We start from the raw sequence: 20,487 nt of genomic DNA on the forward strand, positions 1-20,487 counted from the left end.
TCATGCCGCCGCTGTTTGCGCAAACGCAAACAGCGCGTCGAGCACGGCGTCCGGCTGCTCGGCCATCAATTCGTGCCCGCTGTCGACCTGCACCACCGTGCCATGCGCGATGGCGGACGTCAGCAAGCGGGTCGATTTGGGTGGCGTCATCATGTCGCGCGCGCCGAAAATGAACAAAGTGGGGCAGTGTACCGAAGCGGCGGCGATTTCGCCGTTCGCGTAGGCATTGCAGGCAAAAAAATCCGTATGAAACACGTGATCGGGGTTGAGGACGGCGATGCGCTGTTTCAGGCGCCGCGCGCCGCCCATGGCGTAGAAGCCGGGGCCGGGAAACGACGGCTTTTGCGCGATCGACGAGTGCGACCAGATATTGACCATGTCGATGGCGGCCTGTTCGTCCTGCAGCGCCGTTTCCAGCAGCGCGGGCGAGACTTTCATCGGGTAGGTGGAACCGAGCATGGCCAGGTGGCTGACGCGCTCCGGCGCCAGGAATGCCGCTTCCAGCGCGATCAATGAACCCATGCTGTGGCCGACGAGCATGGCCCTGGGCGCGCCGGCAGCGTCCAGCACGGCCAGTATCCAGCGCGCCAGTTCCGCCACATTATCCTTTGCCGCGCCGCCGCTGCGGCCATGGCCCGGCAAGTCGACGGCCAGCACGTTCCAGCCGTGGTGGGCGAAATAGCGCGTCTGCAGGGCCCACACGCTATGGTCGTTCTGCGCGCCGTGGATGAAGACGGCCGTGGGCTGGTTCGGATTGAATGGCTTGCCGCCCGTGTAGCAGTAGGCCGTGGTGTTGTCGATGGTGAGCTGCATGTCAGGCGCCTTTCTGCGACAGTTTCAGGCCACGGGCCAGGTCTTCGATCAAATCGTCGGCATCTTCCAGGCCCACCGACAGGCGCATGGTGCCCTGCGTGATGCCCGCCTGCGCCAGTTGATCGTCGGGCACGCGGAAGTGCGTGGTGGAGGCGGGGTGGATGACGAGCGACTTGGCGTCGCCCACGTTGGCCAGGTGCGAAAAGATCTTCAGGCTGTCGACGAATCGCTGGCCCGCCGCGCGGTCGCCGCGCAGGCGGAAGGTGAACACGCCGCCCGCGCCCTTCGGCAGCAGCGTTTTCGCCAGTTCATAGTCGGGGTGCGACGGCAGTTCGGGGTAGGACACGGATTCCACGGCCGGATTGGCCAGCAAAAAGTCGATGATTTTGCGCGTGTTGGCCACATGGCGGTCCATGCGCAAGCCCAGGGTTTCGATGCCTTGCAGGATGGCGAAGGCGTTGTGCGGGCTCATGACGGCGCCGAAATCGCGCAAGCCTTCGCGACGCGCGCGCAGGGCGAACGGCGCCACCGTCGATTCCTCGGCGAAGACCATGCCGTGAAAGCCGTCGTACGGCTCGCACAGTTCGGCAAAGCGGCCCGTTTTGTCGTAGGCCGCCTGCCAATCAAAAGTGCCGCCATCGACGAGCAAGCCGCCGATGGCCGTGCCGTGCCCGCACAAAAACTTGGTGGCCGAGTGGAACACCAGGCCGGCGCCATGCTCGAAGGGGCGCAGCAGATACGGCGTGGTAAAGGTCGAGTCTAGCATCAGCGGCAAGTGGTGCTCGTGCGCGAGGGCGGCAATCTGCGGGATGTTCAGCACGTCGAGGCCGGGATTGCCCAGGGTTTCCGCGAACAGCACTTTCGTATTCGGGCGGATGGCGGCGCGCCAGGCGTCCACGTCGCGCGGGTCGACGAAGGTCGTCTCGATGCCGAAGCGTTTTAATGTGTAGGCCAGCAGGTTGTGCGAGCCGCCGTACAGGGCGCGCGAAGCGACGATGTGCGAGCCGGCGCCGGCGATGGTCGACAGGCCCAGGTGCATGGCGGCCTGGCCGCTGGCCGTGGCGATGCCGGCCACGCCCCCTTCGAGGGCGGCGATGCGCTCTTCCAGCACGGCGTTGGTGGGGTTCGAGATGCGCGAGTAGACGTGGCCGGCCCGCTCCATGTTGAACAGCGAAGCCGCGTGCTCCGAGCTCTTGAAGGCAAACGAGGACGTGAAATGGATGGGCGTGGCCCGCGCGCCCGTGGCCGGGTCGGGCGCCGCGCCCGCATGCAGGGATAAAGTGTCGAAACCGGGGTATTTCGGGCCGCTCATGGTGTCTCCGCCAAGTTTTATAGTGGCAAGATCGTAACCTGATTTGCATCTGAGCAAAAGGGCTGCTGTGCAGGGCGCATGGCGCCGTGCTGGCGGACGGTCAGGCTCAGCTGGCGTGTAACCTGAAGTGTAAAAAAAGTGACCGGCGCGGTGCGGCGGTGGTACGATATCGTATCAGCGATATTCGGGCTGTTTTACTTGTGCGCGTGCGCCGCGCCGCAGGGAAGGCTGCTGCGTGCCAGCGAAATCCTGGGCTTCAGGCGAACTCTCATCGCATGTCCACCAGGAAAGATTTTATGCCCGCAATATCGTTCGACGGCGCCCTTGCCGTACCCGGACCTTCCATCGTCGACGGCCTGTGCCACGCAGGCTGGCTCATGCAAGAGCATTTCATCTCCCCTGAACTGAGCCGCCAGCTGGCCGCCGAATGCGTGCAATCCATGCTCAGCGGCAAGATGAAGGGCGCCGGCGTGGGCAGCGGCCATGCGCCGCTGCTGCAGCCCGACATCCGCGGCGACCATATCGAATGGCTGGAAACGGGCAGGTCAAGCGCGTGCGACCGCTACCTGGCACACATGGAAGCGCTGCGCCTCGTGCTGAACCGCGAGCTGTTCCTGGGGCTGGAAGAGTACGAAAGCCATTTCGCCCTGTATGCGCCGGGCGCGTTTTACCGGGCCCATCTGGATAGATTCCGCGACGATGACAAGCGCACCGTGTCCGTCGTGCTGTACCTGAACGACGACTGGCTGCCCGGGCACGGCGGCGCGCTGCGTTTGCACCCGCAGGACGCGCCCGTGGTGGACATCTTGCCGCAAGCGGGACGCATGGCCATGTTCCTGTCGGGCGAGATGCTGCACGAGGTGCTGCCGACGGCGCGCGAGCGCCTCTCGATCGCAGGATGGTTCCGCCGCCGGGGCTGATGAAAAGTTGCGCGCAATCCCCCCTCGATTTGATTGCGCGCAAGGCTGGATTTTTCCGCAGGCATAGGCTACAGTCGCAGTAAGGGCTAGAATAACTAAAATACCAATCACGCGGACAGGACGGCCAATATGAAAGTATCTGAAATTCTCCAAGTCAAGGGCAATATCCTCTACACGGTCACGCCTGACCAGCCCCTGCTTGACGCGGCCAATACCATGGCTGAAAAAGACATCGGTTCGCTGGTGGTCATGGAATTTGGCGACCTGGTCGGCATGCTGACCTTCCGCGAGGTGCTCAACGCCTTGCATGAAAACGCGGGCCAGATCGGCGGCGGCACCGTGCGCAAGCACATGGATGACCATCCGATCACCGTCACCCCGGATACGGAAGTCAATGAAGTGCGCCGTATCATGCTGGAAAAGCATGCGCGCTACCTGCCCGTCATGAACGCCAAGACCCTGCTGGGCGTGATTTCCTTCTACGACGTGGCGCGCGCCGTGCTCGAAGCGCAAAGCTTTGAAAACCAGATGCTCAAGGCGTACATCCGCGACTGGCCGGCCGAAACAACCGACTGAGCCTCACCCAAGCAGTAAAAACAACGCCGGCAACTGCCGGCGTTTTGTATTGCAAAGGAGAAAGGCGTCGCCTACGCCGCCCCCTGCAGCGCCTCGTTGTTCAGCCAGCTGCCCAGCGCCGCTGCCGTCATGGGGCGGGCGAACAGAAAGCCTTGCGCCATGGGGCAGCCCAGCGATTGCAAGATCTGCGCTTGCCGCTCGTCTTCCACGCCTTCGGCGATCACGGCCAGGCCCAGGTTGCGGCCCAGCTGGATGACCATTTCGGCGATGCTGCTGCCGCGCGCGGAGCCCGTGATTTCGGTGACGAAGGCGCGGTCGATTTTCAGGCGGTCCACTTGCAGGCGCTGCAGGTAGGACAGCGACGAGAAGCCCGTGCCGAAGTCATCGATGGCGATGCTCACGCCCGTTTGCTTGATCTGCCACAACATCTTGATCAATAAATCGGGCTCTTCCATGGCCATCGATTCCGTGATTTCCAGTTCGATGAATTCGGGCGGCGCCTGCGTCTCTTCCAGCGCGGCGCGCAGCATTTCCAGGAACAGCGGGTGGCGGAACTGCACTTGCGACACGTTGACGGACATGACGAAATTGCGGTGGCCCTGTTCGCGCAGCAGCACCAGTTCGCGGCACGCCGTGCGCAGCACCCATTCACCGAGGTCGATGATGATGCCTGAATACTCGGCAATCGGGATGAAGCGGTCGGGCGAGATGAACTTGCCGTCCGGCGTCTGCCAGCGCAGCAGCGCTTCGGCGCCCACGGGGCGGCGCGTGGTCAGGTCGATCTGCGGTTGATACACGACAAACAGCTGGTCCTGGCTGAAGGCCGTGCGCAGTGCGTGCATCATGCGGACTCTTTCGCGGATTTCGATGCCCATGCTGCGCGAAAAATAGAAGTGCCCGGCCCGCTGCTGGCTTTTCGCCCGCTTCAGGGCGATATCGGCATCCTTCAGCGCATCGGCGCCCGTGCCCGCATGCTCGCCCAGGCGCACCAGGCCCAGGGTGGCCGACAGCTGCACATCCTGGCCGTCGATGCAGAACGGGGCCTGGAACAGGGCCAGGATATTGGCTGGATTGACTTGCGAGGAGTCGCCCAGCACGCAGAAGATGTCGCCGCCCAGGCGCGCCACCGTCAGATGCGGTCCCAGCTGGGTTTGCAGGCGGCCCGCCACGGCGACGAGCAGCATGTCGCCGAACTGGTGCCCCAGCGCGTCGTTGGTTTCGGCAAAGTGGTCGAGGTCGACCAGCGACAGCGTGGCATCGTCGCGCGCCGGGCCGGCCAGGGTGGCGTCGAGGATTTCCACCAGGCGCGTGCGGTTCGGCAGCTTCGACAGCTGGTCGTAGAAGGCGGCATTGTGCAGGTGCGATACCAGCTCGACGTTGTCCAGGCCCACGGCGACGTTGCTGCAAAACACTTCCAGCAAGCTTTCATCGATGGCCGAGAGGGGGCGCGGCAGCACCAGGTAGGCGGCCGCGTCGCGGCTGGCCTTGCCCGCGAAGTACAGGGTGGCGTAGTCGTGCGCGTACACGTTGCGCCGCTGCGCCAGCGTGTGCTCGATGGCCGCCATCACGCGGGGGTTTTGCAGGCCGCACAGGGCGCTGTGCGGCAGGCTGGAAAAGCTGCCCGTGCAGGCCGAGACGAGCAGCTCCTTGCTGCCATTGTCCTGCAAATCCTGCACGCACAGCACGCCGTCGGCGCGGATGCCCAGCAGGTCGGCGATCTGCGCCAGCACGCCGGCCGAGAAGTTCTGCACACCGTGCAGCGCCATCAGCTGCGTGCTGGCGTGGACGATGCGGTCCAGGCCGCGCCGGCTGCTGCTGATCGAACGGATCTGTTCGTATGAGCGGATGGCCGCCGTCACCGTGGTGAACAGCTTGATGCGCGTCAACTCGGATTTGGTCTTGTAGTCGTTGATGTCGAAATCGCGGATGGCGTCGATTTCCGGCGCATAGCCGGGCTGCCCCGTGCGCAGGATGATGCGCACATCCGTCATTTTCAGGGTTTCGCGGATGTAGCGCACCAGGTGCAGGCCCGCGTCATCCTGTTCCATGACCACGTCGAGCAGGATGACGGCGATGTCGTCTTCATGCTTGAGCAGTTCGCGCGCCTGGCCGGCCGAATACGCATGCACGAATTCCAGCGGGCGTTGCTGCATTTCCAGGTTGCCCAGGGCGAAAGTGGTGGTGGAGTGGACGTCTTCATCGTCGTCGATGATCATCACCCGCCAGACGCTGCGCGGTGCGACGGCCAGCGGCGCCGCTGGTTGCTCATCGAGGAATACCAGGTCGTCGTGATCGTCCTTGTTGGCGTCAAGGGGGATGATCGGTGCGGGCATGTATAGCTTCTCCAGGATGACTCGATATTTTTTACGAGCGCGTCAAAAAAGCCCATGGCGTTGTTGCGTTGCCTCGCCGTACTTGCGTACTGTCTTCGGCAACGACGCCTAGCCCTGGGCATTTTGTGACGTGCTCTCGGCGCAGCCAGTATCCGGCTTGGCATCGGATTTTGTGGGCGCGCTTTCATCCAAGTATATAGCTATTTAATAAGCAAAATGTTTTTTTAAATCTATTCCGTCGAGCAATATTTCTTGGAGTGCATGATTGCAACTCATATCTGGTGTTTTTTATATGAAAAAATACATGGGATCTCAAAATGGCGAGGCGGGTGGGGCAATATCGGGCCTTGCCGCGGCATTAGCGGCATGGCCTGCCCCGCAGGCTGGTAGAATTGAGTTTTCCAGTCCTCACACTTCCTACTATGTCCGGCAATTCTTTTGGCAAGCTGTTTACTGTTACCACTTTCGGCGAATCGCACGGTCCGGCCATCGGCTGCGTGATCGATGGCTGTCCGCCGGGATTGATCCTGTCGGAAGCCGATATCCAGCCCGAGCTGGATCGCCGCAAGCCGGGCACGTCGCGCCACGTGACGCAGCGCCAGGAATCGGATACGGTGGAAATCCTCTCCGGCGTGTACCAGGGCGTGACGACGGGCACGCCCATCGCGCTGCTGATCCGCAATGAAGACCAGCGCAGCAAGGATTACGGCAACATCGCGGAAAGCTTCCGCCCCGGCCACGCCGACTATACCTACTGGCACAAATACGGCGTGCGCGACCCGCGCGGCGGCGGGCGCTCGTCGGCGCGTTTGACGGCGCCCGTCGTGGGCGCGGCGGCGATCGCCAAGAAATGGCTGCTGCAGCAGTACGGCACCACCTTCAAGGGCTGCATGAGCCAGCTGGGCGACATTCCCGTGCCGTTCCAGTCGTGGGAGCACGTGCATGCGAACCCCTTCTTTGCCGCCAGCGGCGACGCGGACCTGATCGCGCGCATGGAAGAAGCGATGGACCAGTTGCGCCGCGATGGCGATTCCATCGGCGCGCGCATCGACGTGATTGCGCAAAACGTGCCCGTCGGCCTGGGCCAGCCCATCTACGACAAGCTCGACGCCGACATCGCCTACGCCATGATGGGCATCAATGCCGTCAAGGGCGTGGAAATCGGCGCCGGCTTCGATTCGGTGGCGCAAAAGGGTTCCGAACACGGCGACGAACTGACGCCGGAAGGTTTTATCGGCAATAACGCCGGCGGCGTACTGGGCGGCATCTCGACGGGACAGGATATCAGCGTGTCGATCGCCATCAAGCCGACGTCGTCGATCCGCACGCCGCGCCGCTCGATCGATAAAGAGGGCAATCCCGTGATGGTGGAAACGTTCGGCCGCCACGACCCGTGCGTGGGCATCCGCGCCACGCCGATCGCCGAAGCCATGCTGGCGCTGGTGCTGATCGACCACGCTCTGATGCACCGCGCGCAGTGCGGCGATGTGTCGGTGTCGACGCCGCAGTTGAAGTAACGGACTCGTACCGGATTGGCGTGGCCGCGCCCCGTCAATCCGGTGGCAAGCGCCTCAAGCCACTTTATTTGCCACCAATTCCAATTGGTGCCGCATCTCCACCGACTGCACCAGCAATGCCCGGATATCGTTGATCAGGTTGAATTCCGTCTGGTTCAATTGAATCGGCGGGAAGCTGTCGTCCCAGTCGCCGTATAAAAATCCCGTGGGGTGGCCGTTGGCTGACAGGGGCAGCACGACGAAGCTGCGCGCTTCCGACAATGTCGCTTTCCACCATTGCGGCAGCTTGGCGGCGAATTTCGGGTCGCGCGCATTGTCGATGAAGATCACGCGGTCGCTGTTGAGGGCCGCGTGGAACACGTTCGGCTCATACGCGTCGCCGAACACCATCAGGTCCTGCAGGTCGGCCATGCCTTCGCCCATGCTGATGCGCGCCGAATACAAATGGTCCCTGTGGTTGCGCACGAACGCCACCGAGCGCGAAAAATCGAAGCCCTGGTGCAGCGTTTCGAGCGCCATCGAGACCATCTGGCCCGGGCTGGCGCTGCCGATGGCGCCGCGCAGGTCGGCCAGGCCGCCGATCAGCACGCGGTTGCCTTCGGCGCGCATGCGCGTCGACGCCAGCTGGCGCGCGCGCCGTTCGGCCGGTTTCGACAGCGGCGCGATCGACAGGTCGGCCGCCGCCATTGCCTTGGCCTTGTCCACCGCCACCACCAGGTCGGTGGCCGCGATGCCCAGGGTGCCCGCATAATCGTCGATCAGCGCGTGCACCTGCGCCGCGCCGGCCGCATCGTCATGCCACAGCGAGTCGGCGCAGCGCGCCGCCATGGTCGACAATCCGGCCATCCAGTCGGCGCCGCTGACGGGAGAGTTGTCCGGCGACGGGTCCATCGGACGCATGCCGTTGATCAGGTGTTGCGGCAAGCCCCAGTGGGCGGCCGTGGCATAGCCCACTTCCGGCAGCGACAGGCCGAGGATTTCGCGCGCGGCGGCCGCCTCGTTGCCGGGACCCGCATGCGCCTGCATGCGTGCCCAGAAGTCCGTCATGTAGAACGTCACCATCATGCGGCCCAGGGTGTGCAGCATCGAGCAGACGACGGCTTGCTCCGCCTGCAGGCTGCCGGCGCTGGTGGCCACCTGCTGCGCCACCATCCCGGCCAGCACGGCCTTTTCCATTTCCACGTGGGCGCTGACGGAATCGGGCGACGCCTGCGACAGTTCCTCGATCAGTTTCAGGCCCAGCGCCAGATGGCCGATGGCGTCGATGCCGAGCACCAGCACGGCCTTCGAGACCGTGTTGACGCGCTGGCCGAAGGCCGAATACATGCCGCTGTTGGCCAGCCGCAGCACCTTGTGCGTGAGGACAGGGTCGGACAGCACCGTTTGCGTGATGTCGAATTCGTGGTCGTCCTCGCCGCGCATGGCGCCCAGGATGGCGCTGATGGCCTTGGCGAAGCCGGGCATGTCGCCCTGCTGCCGCGTGCGCGCCCACAGCAGGTCCAGGGTGTTTTTGCCGAGTTGTGTCGGTACCGTGAAATGACCTGGATTCATTGCACCCCTCCGCGCTGTTCATTGGCAGACGGCGTGGGCACCAGCGCCGCATAGGTTTTGTCGCTCAAGGCCGATAGCGCGGCGTGGGCCGGCATCGGTTTGCCCGTCAGGTAGCCTTGCACGTACTGGCAGCCGCGCGACTCCATGAAGTGCATCTGCTCCTCCGTTTCCACGCCCTCGGCCACCACGGACAAATTCAAATGCTTGGCCAGGTCGAGAATCGTGTTGCAGATGGCTGCGTCCTTGCTCGATTCGGGCAAGTCCTTGATGAAGGTGCGGTCGATCTTCAGCACGGAAATAGGGAAGCGCTTCAGATACGCGAGCGAAGAATAGCCGGTGCCGAAATCGTCGATGGCGATGCGCGCGCGGCGCTCCGTCATCTTCACGAGGATCGTTTCCGCATGCACGGGGTCGATCATCAGCGTGCCTTCCGTAATTTCCAGCACCAGGTGTTCGCCCGAGAGTCCTGAAAACGCGATGGCGTCATCGAGCACGTCGAGGAACTTGTCGTTGCGGAACTGGCGCGGGCTGATGTTGACGGAGATGTACAGCGGCCGCCTGGCTACTTCCTGGAACTGCTTGAGCTGCACGCAGGCCGCCTTCAGCGCCCAGGCGCCCAGCAGGTTGATCAGGCCATTCGCCTCGGCGATCGGGATGAAGCGCACGGGCGGCACCAGGCCCAGGGTCGGGTGCTTCCAGCGCATCAGGGTTTCGAAACCCTGGATCTGCCGCGTATGCGCATCGACGATGGGCTGGTAAAACAGCAGGAATTCGCCTTCGCGCACGGCGTGGAACATGGCCGCTTCCAGCGAAATATCGTGTTCCGACGGGCCATTCAGGCGCGGGCTGTAGACCAGGCAGCGGGCCTTGCCCGTTTCCTTGGCGCGCGACATGGCCGCATCGGCCAGCGCCACCAGCCGCACTTCATCTTCCGCGTGCAGCGGATAGATCGATACGCCGACGGAGGCGCCCACGTAGATCGTGTGGCCATCGACTTCGAACGGCGCCTGCAGGGTGGCCAGCAGGCGGCCCGTCACCAGCTTGATCTGCGCGTCGGTGGCGCTGCCTGGCAGCACGGCGACAAATTCATCGCCGCCCACGCGCGCCAGGGTATCGCTGTCGCGCAGGGTCTTGCGCAGGCGCGCGGCGGCCAGGCGCAGCACGGCGTCGCCGACGGGGTGGCCCAGGCCATCGTTGACCTTTTTAAAGCCATCGAGGCCGATGGTGGCGACCGAAAAACCCTGGCCCGAACGGGCGGCCTGGGCGATCACCATGCGGATGCGGTCGGACAGCAGCAGACGGTTCGGCAGGCCGGTCAGCGCATCGTGGGTGGCCATGTGGCGCAGCCGTTCTTCCGTATTGTGCTGGGCCGAGGTATCGCGCCCGACCACCAGCAATTCGGCGATGCCTTCCCCGTTCATATAAGAAGACAGGCGCAGCTCGAACCAGATTTCCTGGTCCGGCGTCTGCAGGCGCACTTCCAGGCGGCCCGGTTCTTCCAGGGCGTCTTCCAGCGCCGCCTGCAGCGCCGCGCGCGACGCTTCGGCGGCCAGCGGCAGCAGCAAATGGCCGGACAGGCCCGAGGGCGCGGCAAACAGGTTGGCCGCGCGCTTGCTGGCGAACAGGATCAGGCCGTCCGTATCGAGCCGGAACACGACGTCGCCTGCCTCTTCCATGAGGTTGTCCAACTCGTGGCGGGCCTCGCGGTGGGCGGCGGATGGGGTACTGGAAAACATCGTGCTGGCTTTTACCTTTTTTGTTATCAGTGCCGGCGCTCGCTGCAGGGCAGGGCGCCAACGGAAAGAGTGCATCGTGCGTGACGCGCGCCATAGGGGCCGGAAGGGCGGCTATCGGAACGCGATCCACACGAAATGTATCATTGAAAAGCACCCGATTACATGAAATAGAGCAACATTGCTTCAGGTTTTGTAAATATTCCTGCCTTCCATGAAAAAAATCATGCTACGCGACACATATCGACATTTTCATTCCATGCGGAAACATTTATCTGCGCCTGCTTCCACTGGCGCGCTTGCCCCGCCATGCGCTTTACGCTAGTCTGGCTGGCAGACGGTGTTGACGGTGCGCCAATGACGGCAGGGGCGCCATGATAACAAATCGCGGGAGACCTCCATGAATGCCTTTGACACGCATGAAGTTTTCAACCAGGCCACGCCCTTTGAAAACGTCAATCTGTTCGCCAGCGACCCGGCGCTGATCGAGGCGCTGCTGCGCGAGGGCGGCGGCGCGGCGCTGCAGGAGCTCGACGCGCTGGGCGAACAGCTGGGCCGCGCCGAAACATACGCGCTGGCGCGCCTGGCCAATATCCACACGCCCGAGCTGCAGCAGTTCGACCGCGCCGGCCGGCGCATCGACGAAGTGCAGTTCCATCCGGCCTGGCATGAACTGATGGCCATCCTCGTGGGCGCTGGCGCGCACGCCGCGCCCTGGGCAGCGCCCGGTCCCGGCGCCCAGGTGGCGCGCGCGGCCGCCTATCTATTAGTGGGCCAGGTGGAAAACGGCACGCAGTGTCCCGTGACGATGACGTATGCCTCGGTGCCGGCCTTGCGCCAGGCCCTTGATCTGCCGCAAATCGCGCAGCGCTGGCTGCCGAAAATCCTGTCGCGCGACTACGATCCCCGCTCCTTGCCCGTGGAGCAGAAGCGGGGCGCCCTGATCGGCATGGGCATGACGGAAAAGCAGGGCGGCTCCGACGTGCGCAGCAATACCACGCGCGCCGTGCCCGTACCGCTGGCCGAGGCGCAATCCCTGTTCGGCGGCGAGGCTGCTGGCGCCTGGCGCATCGTCGGCCACAAATGGTTTTTCTCGGCGCCGCAGTGCGACGCGCACCTGATCCTGGCGCAGGCGGACGAGGGAGGGTTGTCGTGCTTCTTCCTGCCCCGCTACCTGCCCGACGGCAGCCGCAATGCCATCCGCGTGCAGCGCCTGAAAGATAAATTGGGCAACCGCTCGAATGCCTCGTCGGAGGTGGAGTTTGCCAATGCCTATGGCTGGCTCGTCGGGCAGCCGGGGCGGGGCATTCCCACCATCCTGGAAATGGCCAGCCACACGCGCCTCGATTGCGTGCTGGGCAGCGCCGGCATCATGCGCGCCGCCCTGACGCAGGCGCTGCACCATGCGCGCCAGCGGGCCGTGTTCGGCAAGCCGCTGGCCGAGCAGCCCCTGATGCAAAACGTGCTGGCCGACCTCGCGCTCGAGTCGGAGGCCGCCACGGCGTTTGCGCTGCGCCTGGCCCGCTGTTTCGATGCAAAGGACGATCCCCAGCAGGCGATGCTGGCGCGCGTGCTCACGCCGGCCGGCAAGTACTGGATCTGCAAGCGGGGCCCCGGCTTCGGCGCGGAAGCCATGGAAGTGCTGGGCGGCACGGGCTACGTGGAAGACGCGCCGCTGGCGCGCCTGTACCGCGAGTTGCCCGTCAATTCGATCTGGGAAGGCTCGGGCAATGTCATGTGCCTCGACGTCTTGCGCGCCTTCGGCAAGTCGCCGGCCGCGCGCGACGCCCTGGCGGCCGAGCTGGCGCTGGCCGGCGATGATCACGCCGACTTTGCAGATTACCGCGCGCGCCTGCTGGCCGACCTGGACGGGCCGCAGACGGATGAGTTTGGTGCCAGGCAACTCTCCGAACGCATCGTGCTGGCCGTGCAGGCGGCCTTGCTGCTGCGCCATGCGCCGCCGTTCGTTGCACAGGCTTTCCTGCGGTCGCGCCTGGTGCAAGCGCCGGGCGGCGCGTATGGGCGTTTGCCGGCCGGCATCGATTGCGCGGCCATCCTGGCGCGCGCCTTGCGCGAGTATTGATTTCAATAAAACCGATTATTTCGAAAATTCCGGCCACAGGCGGGCTGCAGGCTGGGATAATGCTGCAATCCATCATTTTATCGACACACGGCGCGCTTGCGGTGCATGCTTGCCGGCGCGCCAGAGCAGAGAAAGAAAAATAATATGAAACAAGATCCACGCTTCCCGAATTTGTTCATCACCGATCATCCTTTGATTCAGCACAAACTGAGCCACATGCGCGAGCACGATACGTCGACGCGCACCTTCCGCGAATTGCTCAAGGAAATCACCTTGCTGATGGGCTATGAAATCACGCGCGACCTGCCGCTGACCACGCGCGAAATCAAGACCCCGCTGGTGACCATCGATGCGCCCGTCATTGCTGGCAAGAAACTGGCCATCGTCCCCATCCTGCGCGCCGGCATCGGCATGAGCGACGGCTTGCTGAACCTGGTGCCATCGGCCAGGGTCGGCCACATCGGCGTGTACCGCGACCCGGCCACCCACATGCCCGTGGAATACCTGGTGCGCCTGCCGGACCTGAACGAGCGCACCTTCATCCTGTGCGACCCGATGGTGGCGACCGGCAATTCGGCCGTGTACGCCGTCGACGTGCTGAAGAAGCGGGGCGTGACGGACGAGCAGATCATCTTCCTGGCCCTGGTGGCCGCACCGGAAGGCGTGACCGTGTTCCAGAATGCGCATCCGAACGTCAAGATGTTCTGCGCCTCGCTCGATTCGCACCTGGATGACCACGCCTACATCGTGCCGGGCCTGGGCGATGCCGGCGACCGTATCTTCGGTACCAAGTAAGTCATTCAGGCGAGTATTGCGATGGCAACCTTGATCGACCCGGATTTTCGCGCGCGTTTGCGCGCCCTGAATGAAAAATATGCGGCCGGCGTGCCGGCCCTGATGCAGGCGATCGCGCAGGCAAACGGCCGCTGCGACAGCGAAGGCCCCCGTCTGGAGCCGTTGACGCAGCTGCACCGCGCGCTGCACGCGGTGGCCGGCTCGGCCGCTACCTTCGGCTTTGCCGCGCTGGGGCAGGAGTGCCGGCGCATCGAACAACTGGTGCGCGCCATGCTGAATACCCCTGCGCAAGCGGTGGCGGACTGGCCAGCCGTGCGGGCGCAAGTGGAGGCGCTCTTGGCCTGGGCCGCGCGCGATGCGGGCGCCACCCATTTCAGTGCGTGAATGACAGCGCCATAGCGATGTGGTTGCAATGATTCATTTGATGCAACGCAAAGCACCCGCGTCGCAGATTAGGATATAGTGTGTCCATGCCGCTGGTACAGGGCGCCGCAAGACGGGGATTTGGCTATTAAAGTAGTGTTCGCAAGTTTATTTTGCGAAAGAATGGTTTTTCTCAGTTTTGTTGGTATAATTGGGCATCGTTGGATTCGAGGTAGTAGTGCAGTTTGTCTGTCATTTCTTTCTTGCTTCAAACGATATAACGGGCGCAAGCCCAACTTAACTGAAATAGGAAATTGTAATGGCAACTGGCATCGTAAAATGGTTCAATGATTCGAAGGGTTTCGGCTTTATTACCCCTGACGAAGGCGGCGAAGATCTGTTCGCTCACTTCTCGGCTATCCAGTCGAACGGCTTCAAGTCCCTGCAAGAGAACCAACGCGTTTCTTTTGAAGTGACCGCTGGCCCTAAAGGCAAGCAAGCTTCGAACATTCAGCCAATCTAATACGCTGGATCAAACGAAATAAAGAAATCCTCGGTCTCCGAGGATTTTTTTTCGCCTGAATTTCCGTAAAGCAGGGGTTTTGCGTGGGCAGCGCGCTCTTTTCGGCGTGCTTGCGTCGCCGTGTAGGTCGGCTTAGCGCAGCGTAAGCCGACACCAGCCCATACATCTTGCCAACACCACCAGTGTCGGCTTACGCGCGAGCGCTAAGCCGACCTACGCCGGCCTGCGCCAAGCTACGCTCTACCATTCCGGCCAGCATGGCTAGATTGCTCTTTCACGCCAGTAATCTGGTTGCGCATAGCTATGCCGCAAAAAATCCACGAAGGCCCGTATGCGCAGCGGCAAGTGGCGGCGCTGGGCGAACACGGCGTAAATATCGTTGCCCGGCGCGGCGAACTGGTCCAGTACCGTCACCAGCTGGCCCGATTCGATTTCCGCCCCCACTTCCCACATCGAGCGCCACGCCAGGCCCTTGCCGGCCAGCGCCCAGTCGTGCAGCACTTCACCGTCGTTACAGACCATATTGCCCGCCACTTTCAGAATCACATTCTTGCCGTTTTCGCGGAAGGTCCAGCCCCGCTGGCTGCCTTCGCTGCTGATCGCCAGGCAATTGTGCTTGGCCAGGTCGGCCGGGATGCGCGGCGTGCCGGCCCGTTTCAAATAGGCGGGCGAGCCGACCAGCACGCGCTGGTTATCCGCCAGTTTGGTGCTCACGAGCGAGGAATCGGACAGGCTGGCGATGCGGATGGCCACGTCGATGCCTTCGCCGATCAGGTCGACGAGGCGGTCGTTCAGGTTCAACGACACCGTCACGTCACGGTGCTCGGCCACGAACGAGGGGATCAGTGGCGCCACGTGCTGGCGTCCGAAGCCGGCCGGCGCGGAAATGAGCAGATGGCCACTGGCCTTCACGCTGCGCTCGGCCACGGCCGCTTCCGCCTCTTCCAGTTCGCCCAGGATGCGTTGGCAATCTTCGAGGAAAGCGGCGCCTTCGTTTGTCAGCGCCAGCTTGCGCGTCGTACGCTGCAGCAATTTGACGCCCAGGCGCTGCTCCAGCGCATCGAGGCGCCGGCCTATCATGGCCGGCGCGATGCCTTCGGCGCGCGCGGCGGCCGACAGGCTGCCCTTGGCCACCACTTCCACGAAGGTCGATATTTGTCTGAACTGGCCCATAAGATGCTCTCGTTATCTCGTCACTTGTGATAAAAATGCATAGATGAAGTGATTTTTAGTCTCGTTTCCATGCCTTATAGTGCAATACTATAGAACAAACGCGCCGCCTGGCAGAGTGTTTTTGCACCGCTGCCCAGCTTGCCCGCGCAATCATTCGGCTTATACTTGGATCACCAGATTACTTTTGCTTATATTTACTAAAAACCGGAGAACTTCATGACGCAGAACACGATCGCACTTCCAGAAGGCATGCAAATCACGGGGGACATCGCCCCCGGCTACGAACAGATTTTGACGCCGGCTGCATTGGCGCTGGTGGCCAAGCTGACGCGTGCATTCGAACCGCGCCGCCAGCAATTGCTGGCCGTGCGTGTGGAACGCGCCAAGCGCCTCGACGCGGGCGAGCGTCCTGATTTCCTGCCAGAAACCGCGCACATCCGCGACGGCGACTGGAAGATCGCACCGATTCCGAAGGCGCTGGAATGCCGCCGTGTTGAAATCACCGGTCCCGTCGAGCGAAAGATGGTCATCAACGCCTTCAACTCGGGCGCGGACAGCTATATGACGGACTTCGAAGACTCGAACACGCCGAACTGGGATAACCAGATCACGGGCCAGATCAATATGTACGACGCCGTGCGCAAGACGATTTCGCTGGAGCAAAATGGCAAATCGTACAAGCTGAACGACAAGATTGCCACCCTGGTCGTGCGTCCGCGCGGCTGGCACCTCGATGAAAAGCACGTGCTGGTCGACGGCAAGCGTATTTCCGGCGGCATTTTCGATTTCGCCCTGTTCATGTTCCATAACGCCAAGGAACAGCTGGCGCGCGGCGCCGGCCCGTATTTCTACCTGCCGAAGATGGAATCGCACCTGGAAGCGCGCCTGTGGAACGATATCTTCGTCATGACGCAAAACGAGTTGGGCTTGCCACAAGGCACGATCAAGGCGACCGTGCTGATCGAAACCATCCTGGCGGCGTTTGAAATGGATGAAATCCTGTACGAACTGAAGGAACACAGCTCGGGCCTGAACGCGGGCCGCTGGGATTACATTTTCTCGTGCATCAAAAAATTCAAGCTGGACAAGGATTTCTGCCTGGCCGACCGCGCGAAAGTCACGATGACGGCGCCATTCATGCGCGCCTACGCCTTGCTGCTGCTGAAAACGTGCCATAAACGCGGTGCGCCAGCGATCGGCGGCATGGCGGCCTTGATCCCGATCAAGAATGATCCGGAAAAGAACGACATCGCCATGGGCGGCGTGCGCAACGACAAGGCGCGCGATGCCACCGATGGCTACGACGGCGGCTGGGTTGCCCATCCGGGTCTGGTGGAACTGGCCATGGGCGAGTTCACGAAAGTGCTGGGCGACAAGCCGAACCAGATCGACAAGCAGCGTCCCGACATCGATGTGAAAGCGTCGGATCTGCTGAACTTCCAGCCGGAAGCGCCGATTACGGAAGCGGGCTTGCGTTACAACATCAACGTGGGCATCCACTACCTGGGCAGCTGGCTGGCCGGCAACGGTTGCGTGCCCATCCACAACCTGATGGAAGATGCGGCCACGGCCGAGATCAGCCGCTCGCAAGTGTGGCAGTGGATTCGCTCCAGCAAGGGCGTGCTGGAAGACGGCCGCAAGGTGACGGCCGAGATGGTGCGCGCCATGATTCCGGAAGAACTGGCCAAGGTGCAGCGCGATGCGCCGGGCGGCAACGGTCCGACCTATGTACGCGCAGGCCAGATTTTCGAGGAAATGTCGACGTCGGAATCGTTTGCCGAATTCCTGACCTTGCCGCTGTACGAAGAAATCTGATCCTGATCAAATAACCGCATAAAAAATCCCGGCGATGCCATCAGCATCTGCCGGGATTTTTTATTGCGGAAGGATAAGCTTAAAAATTATTTTTCCACATCCGCAAGGCTGCAAATGCTTCCACGGGCGAGGCGTCGCTGGCCAGCTTGCCTTCCACCTTCAGGCTGGTCAAGATCGCCGGTTCGCGGTAGCGCAGGAAGGGGTTCGTGGCCTTCTCAATGGCAATGGTCGACGGTACGGTCGCTAAACCTTGCTGGCGTTTTTCCGTGTCGATGGCGATGCGTTCCTGCAAGGCCGCATTGCCCGGCTCGACGGCGTTGGCGAAGCGCAGATTGGACAAGGTGTACTCATGCGCGCAAAATACATCGGTATCGTCGGGCAGGGCGGCCAGCTTGCCCAGCGAATCGGCCATTTGCCCCGGCGTGCCTTCGAACAGGCGGCCGCAACCACCCGCAAACAGGGTGTCGCCGGAAAACAGCCACGGTGCGCCGCTGCGCTCGTCGCGCTGGCGCAGATAGGCGATATGGCCCTTGGTATGACCGGGCACGTCGATGACGGCCAGTTGCAATCCCAGCTCGGCCACATGGGCGACATCGCCTTCGCCAAGCGGTTCCGTGATGGCTGTGATAGCCTCATTGCGCGGGCCGAAGACGGGCACGGCGAAATGCTGCAACAATTCAGGGACGCCGCCCGTGTGGTCGGCGTGGTGGTGCGTGAGTAAAATGGCGGACAAGGTCAACTGATGGGCTTGCAGCGCATCGAGGATGGCCGTCGCATCGCCGGGGTCGACCACGGCGGCGTGGCGGCCGTCATGGATCAGCCACAGGTAATTGTCGGCAAAGGCGGGCACGGCAAGTACCGATAAAGCGTGTTCAGGGGAGTGTGTCATGAGCAAAAGAGAAAACTGAATGGACAGTGCGGCATCCGAAAAATCCATTATAGCGCTTGACGGCTGGTTGCAGACGCCGGCCGGCCTGTACGTGCGTGCCTGGGAGCAGCAATGCCTCGACAGCCTGACCGTCGATATCTTCGGCTTTAACGCCGTGCAGATCGGCTTGCCGCAGCTCGATGCGCTGGCCGCCAGCCGCATGCCGAACAAATGGCTGCTCGATGCGCGCCTGCCTTCGCAATCGCCGCAGGGCAGCCGACTGACCCTCGTGTCGGCCTTCGACGAGCTGCCGTTCGACTCGCAAAGCCTGGATCTGGTGGTCTTGCCGCACGTGCTCGAATTTGCCGCCGAGCCACACCAGGTCTTGCGCGAAGTCGAGCGCGTGCTGATCCCGGAAGGGCGCGTGATCGTCTGCGGCTTCAATCCGGCCAGCCTGTGGGGCATGCGCCAGGGCCTGGGGCGGATCACGGGACGCCACTACTTGCCGCGGGCTGGCGAACTGATCTCTATGCCGCGCATGAAAGACTGGTTAAAATTGCTGAATATGGGCGTCAGCCAAAGCCACTTCGGCTGCTACGCACCTGCCTGCAGGACAGAAAAATGGCTGCGCCGCAACGCCTTCATGGACAAGGCCGGTGCGCGCTGGTGGCCATATCTGGGCGCAGTGTATATAGTGCAGGCGATCAAGCGCGTCAAAGGGATGCGATTGATCGGTCCGGCGTGGACCAAAAAACCGGCGACGGCGCCCGCAGGCGCACCGGTCACGAATAAAAGGCGGGAACAGCAAGATGGATAAGGTAGAGATTTACGCCGATGGCGCATGCAAGGGCAATCCCGGCACGGGCGGCTGGGGCGCGCTGATGGTGGCCGACGGCGCCAAGAAAGAAATTTACGGCGGGGAACTGAATACGACGAATAACCGCATGGAATTGAAAGCCGTGATCGAAGCCTTGACGGCGCTCAAACGTCCGTGCCAGGTGGTGCTGTATACCGATAGCCAGTACGTGCAGAAGGGCATCAGCGAATGGATCCACGGCTGGAAGGCGCGCGGCTGGAAAACGGCGGCCAAGGCGCCCGTGAAGAACGTCGACCTGTGGCAGGCGCTGGACGCGGCTCAGGCCGTGCATGAAGTGGAATGGCGCTGGGTGCGTGGCCACAATGGCCATCCGGGCAACGAGCGGGCCGATCAGTTGGCCAACCTGGGCGTGGAAACCGTGCGCGCGTAAGAACAGCCAACGTCGCTAGTTGTAATCGCAGGGCACAGGTTTGCTATACTGTGCCCTTCGCTTTTTGCTTTTACGAATGAATCCGCCATGCGTCAAATTGTTCTCGATACTGAAACCACCGGCCTGAACCCGCGCACGGGCGACCGCATCCTGGAGATCGGGGCGGTCGAGCTGAACAACCGCATGTTGACGGGAAATAATTTCCACCATTACATCAATCCCGAGCGCGATTCGGAAGAGGGCGCGTTGGCCGTCCACGGATTGACGACGGAATTCCTCAGCGACAAGCCAAAATTCGCGGAAATCGCCGACGAATTCCGCGCCTACATCGCCGGCGCCGAACTGATCATCCACAACGCCCCGTTCGATATTGGCTTCCTCAACGCGGAATTCAAGCGCCTGAACCTGCCGCCGGTTCACGAACAAGTGGCCGGCGTGATCGATACCCTGGTGCAAGCGAAGGAAATGCATCCGGGCAAGCGCAACTCGCTCGACGCCCTGTGCGACCGCTACGGCGTTTCGAACGCCCATCGCAAGCTGCACGGCGCATTGCTCGACTCGGAATTGTTGGCCGACGTCTACCTGGCCATGACGCGCGGGCAAAACAGCCTCAGCATGGAAGAAGAAGTGGAAGTGGCTGCCGACGGCGCCGCCCTGGAAATCGTGCCCCTGGCCGAAGTCATCTTCCAGAGCGCCACGGCCGACGAGCTGGCCGCCCACGAAGCCACCATCGCCGGCCTCGACAAGGCCGCCAAAGGCCAGTGCATCTGGACTGCCGTCACGTCGCCGCCAGCGGCCGCCTGAGAAAAAAGCGGCGCATGGTAAATTTCCGCTTGCCAGCCCTTGCAGATGCCGCAACACCTAT

The 20,487-nt window shown here is 62.6% G+C and carries 18 protein-coding genes; 11 read left to right on the forward strand and 7 right to left on the reverse strand.

Translation table 11 applies throughout. The features are described from left to right. Positions 1-813, reverse strand: coding sequence for an alpha/beta fold hydrolase (locus tag AC07X6_RS21585; RefSeq protein WP_494792324.1), 813 nt, complete (start codon positions 811-813; stop codon positions 1-3). A gap of 1 nt (position 814) precedes the next feature. Further along, positions 815-2,125, reverse strand: a complete 1,311-nt coding sequence (locus AC07X6_RS21590) for an O-acetylhomoserine aminocarboxypropyltransferase (RefSeq protein ID WP_494792325.1) — start codon at positions 2,123-2,125, stop codon at positions 815-817. Positions 2,126-2,421: 296 nt separating this feature from the next. Between AC07X6_RS21590 and AC07X6_RS21595 the strand changes: the two genes are divergently transcribed. Further along, the gene (locus AC07X6_RS21595) at positions 2,422-3,045 is read left to right on the forward strand and encodes a 2OG-Fe(II) oxygenase (RefSeq protein ID WP_494792326.1); all 624 of its coding nucleotides are present in this window, start codon (positions 2,422-2,424) and stop codon (positions 3,043-3,045) included. A gap of 129 nt (positions 3,046-3,174) precedes the next feature. Further along, entirely contained in the window at positions 3,175-3,621 is a 447-nt protein-coding gene (locus AC07X6_RS21600) for a CBS domain-containing protein (protein WP_010398828.1), read from the forward strand. A gap of 71 nt (positions 3,622-3,692) precedes the next feature. Here the strand turns inward: AC07X6_RS21600 and AC07X6_RS21605 are convergent, their stop codons facing one another. Next, positions 3,693-5,954, reverse strand: coding sequence for a putative bifunctional diguanylate cyclase/phosphodiesterase (locus tag AC07X6_RS21605; protein WP_494792327.1), 2,262 nt, complete (start codon positions 5,952-5,954; stop codon positions 3,693-3,695). Between the two features lie 422 nt (positions 5,955-6,376). On the opposite strand from AC07X6_RS21605, the gene aroC reads away from it, so the two are divergent. Beyond that, a complete protein-coding gene (gene aroC / locus AC07X6_RS21610; protein ID WP_494792328.1) occupies positions 6,377-7,471 on the forward strand; it encodes a chorismate synthase in 1,095 nt (364 codons plus the stop codon). A gap of 54 nt (positions 7,472-7,525) precedes the next feature. On the opposite strand, the gene AC07X6_RS21615 is transcribed toward aroC, so the two are convergent. Together AC07X6_RS21615 and AC07X6_RS21620 are read right to left on the reverse strand one after the other, a co-directional pair. Continuing rightward, on the reverse strand, positions 7,526-9,022 hold the full coding sequence (locus AC07X6_RS21615; protein ID WP_494792329.1) for an HDOD domain-containing protein: 1,497 nt from the start codon (positions 9,020-9,022) through the stop codon (positions 7,526-7,528). Further along, positions 9,019-10,758 carry a putative bifunctional diguanylate cyclase/phosphodiesterase gene (locus AC07X6_RS21620; protein ID WP_494792330.1) on the reverse strand — a complete coding sequence of 580 codons (1,740 nt, stop codon included), beginning with the start codon at positions 10,756-10,758 and terminating at the stop codon, positions 9,019-9,021. The genes AC07X6_RS21615 and AC07X6_RS21620 overlap by 4 nt, the downstream gene beginning before the upstream one ends. 397 nt (positions 10,759-11,155) lie before the next feature. Between AC07X6_RS21620 and AC07X6_RS21625 the strand changes: the two genes are divergently transcribed. The 4 genes from AC07X6_RS21625 to AC07X6_RS21640 all read left to right on the forward strand — a co-directional run bounded on the left by AC07X6_RS21625 (position 11,156) and on the right by AC07X6_RS21640 (position 14,519). Continuing rightward, on the forward strand, positions 11,156-12,838 hold the full coding sequence (locus AC07X6_RS21625; protein ID WP_494792331.1) for an isovaleryl-CoA dehydrogenase: 1,683 nt from the start codon (positions 11,156-11,158) through the stop codon (positions 12,836-12,838). Between the two features lie 144 nt (positions 12,839-12,982). Next, positions 12,983-13,633 carry a uracil phosphoribosyltransferase gene (gene upp, locus AC07X6_RS21630; protein ID WP_010398816.1) on the forward strand — a complete coding sequence of 217 codons (651 nt, stop codon included), beginning with the start codon at positions 12,983-12,985 and terminating at the stop codon, positions 13,631-13,633. Positions 13,634-13,654: 21 nt separating this feature from the next. Further along, positions 13,655-14,017, forward strand: coding sequence for an Hpt domain-containing protein (locus tag AC07X6_RS21635; RefSeq protein WP_494792332.1), 363 nt, complete (start codon positions 13,655-13,657; stop codon positions 14,015-14,017). Between the two features lie 298 nt (positions 14,018-14,315). Beyond that, on the forward strand, positions 14,316-14,519 hold the full coding sequence (locus tag AC07X6_RS21640; protein ID WP_010398811.1) for a cold-shock protein: 204 nt from the start codon (positions 14,316-14,318) through the stop codon (positions 14,517-14,519). A 261-nt stretch (positions 14,520-14,780) separates the two neighbouring features. On the opposite strand, the gene AC07X6_RS21645 is transcribed toward AC07X6_RS21640, so the two are convergent. Then, positions 14,781-15,692: a LysR family transcriptional regulator gene (locus AC07X6_RS21645; protein ID WP_494792333.1), complete on the reverse strand. Its 912-nt coding sequence runs from the start codon at positions 15,690-15,692 to the stop codon at positions 14,781-14,783. Positions 15,693-15,908: 216 nt separating this feature from the next. Between AC07X6_RS21645 and aceB the strand changes: the two genes are divergently transcribed. Next, entirely contained in the window at positions 15,909-17,507 is a 1,599-nt protein-coding gene (aceB, locus tag AC07X6_RS21650) for a malate synthase A (RefSeq protein ID WP_494792334.1), read from the forward strand. A 79-nt stretch (positions 17,508-17,586) separates the two neighbouring features. Here aceB and gloB read toward each other — a convergent pair whose 3' ends face one another. After that, positions 17,587-18,396 carry a hydroxyacylglutathione hydrolase gene (gene gloB, locus AC07X6_RS21655; RefSeq protein WP_494792335.1) on the reverse strand — a complete coding sequence of 270 codons (810 nt, stop codon included), beginning with the start codon at positions 18,394-18,396 and terminating at the stop codon, positions 17,587-17,589. 19 nt (positions 18,397-18,415) lie between these two features. Here gloB and AC07X6_RS21660 point away from each other — a divergent pair, with 19 nt between their 5' ends. The 3 genes from AC07X6_RS21660 to dnaQ all read left to right on the forward strand — a co-directional run bounded on the left by AC07X6_RS21660 (position 18,416) and on the right by dnaQ (position 20,426). Then, complete coding sequence (locus tag AC07X6_RS21660) at positions 18,416-19,192, forward strand: class I SAM-dependent methyltransferase (RefSeq protein ID WP_474291632.1); 777 nt, start codon at positions 18,416-18,418, stop codon at positions 19,190-19,192. Continuing rightward, the gene (rnhA, locus tag AC07X6_RS21665) at positions 19,185-19,622 is read left to right on the forward strand and encodes a ribonuclease HI (protein WP_077405445.1); all 438 of its coding nucleotides are present in this window, start codon (positions 19,185-19,187) and stop codon (positions 19,620-19,622) included. The genes AC07X6_RS21660 and rnhA overlap by 8 nt, the downstream gene beginning before the upstream one ends. 87 nt (positions 19,623-19,709) lie before the next feature. After that, on the forward strand, positions 19,710-20,426 hold the full coding sequence (gene dnaQ / locus AC07X6_RS21670) for a DNA polymerase III subunit epsilon (RefSeq protein WP_494792336.1): 717 nt from the start codon (positions 19,710-19,712) through the stop codon (positions 20,424-20,426). Positions 20,427-20,487 lie beyond the last annotated feature (61 nt).

It is taken from the genome of Janthinobacterium sp. GW460-12-1-14-LB5 (genome assembly GCF_059423585.1).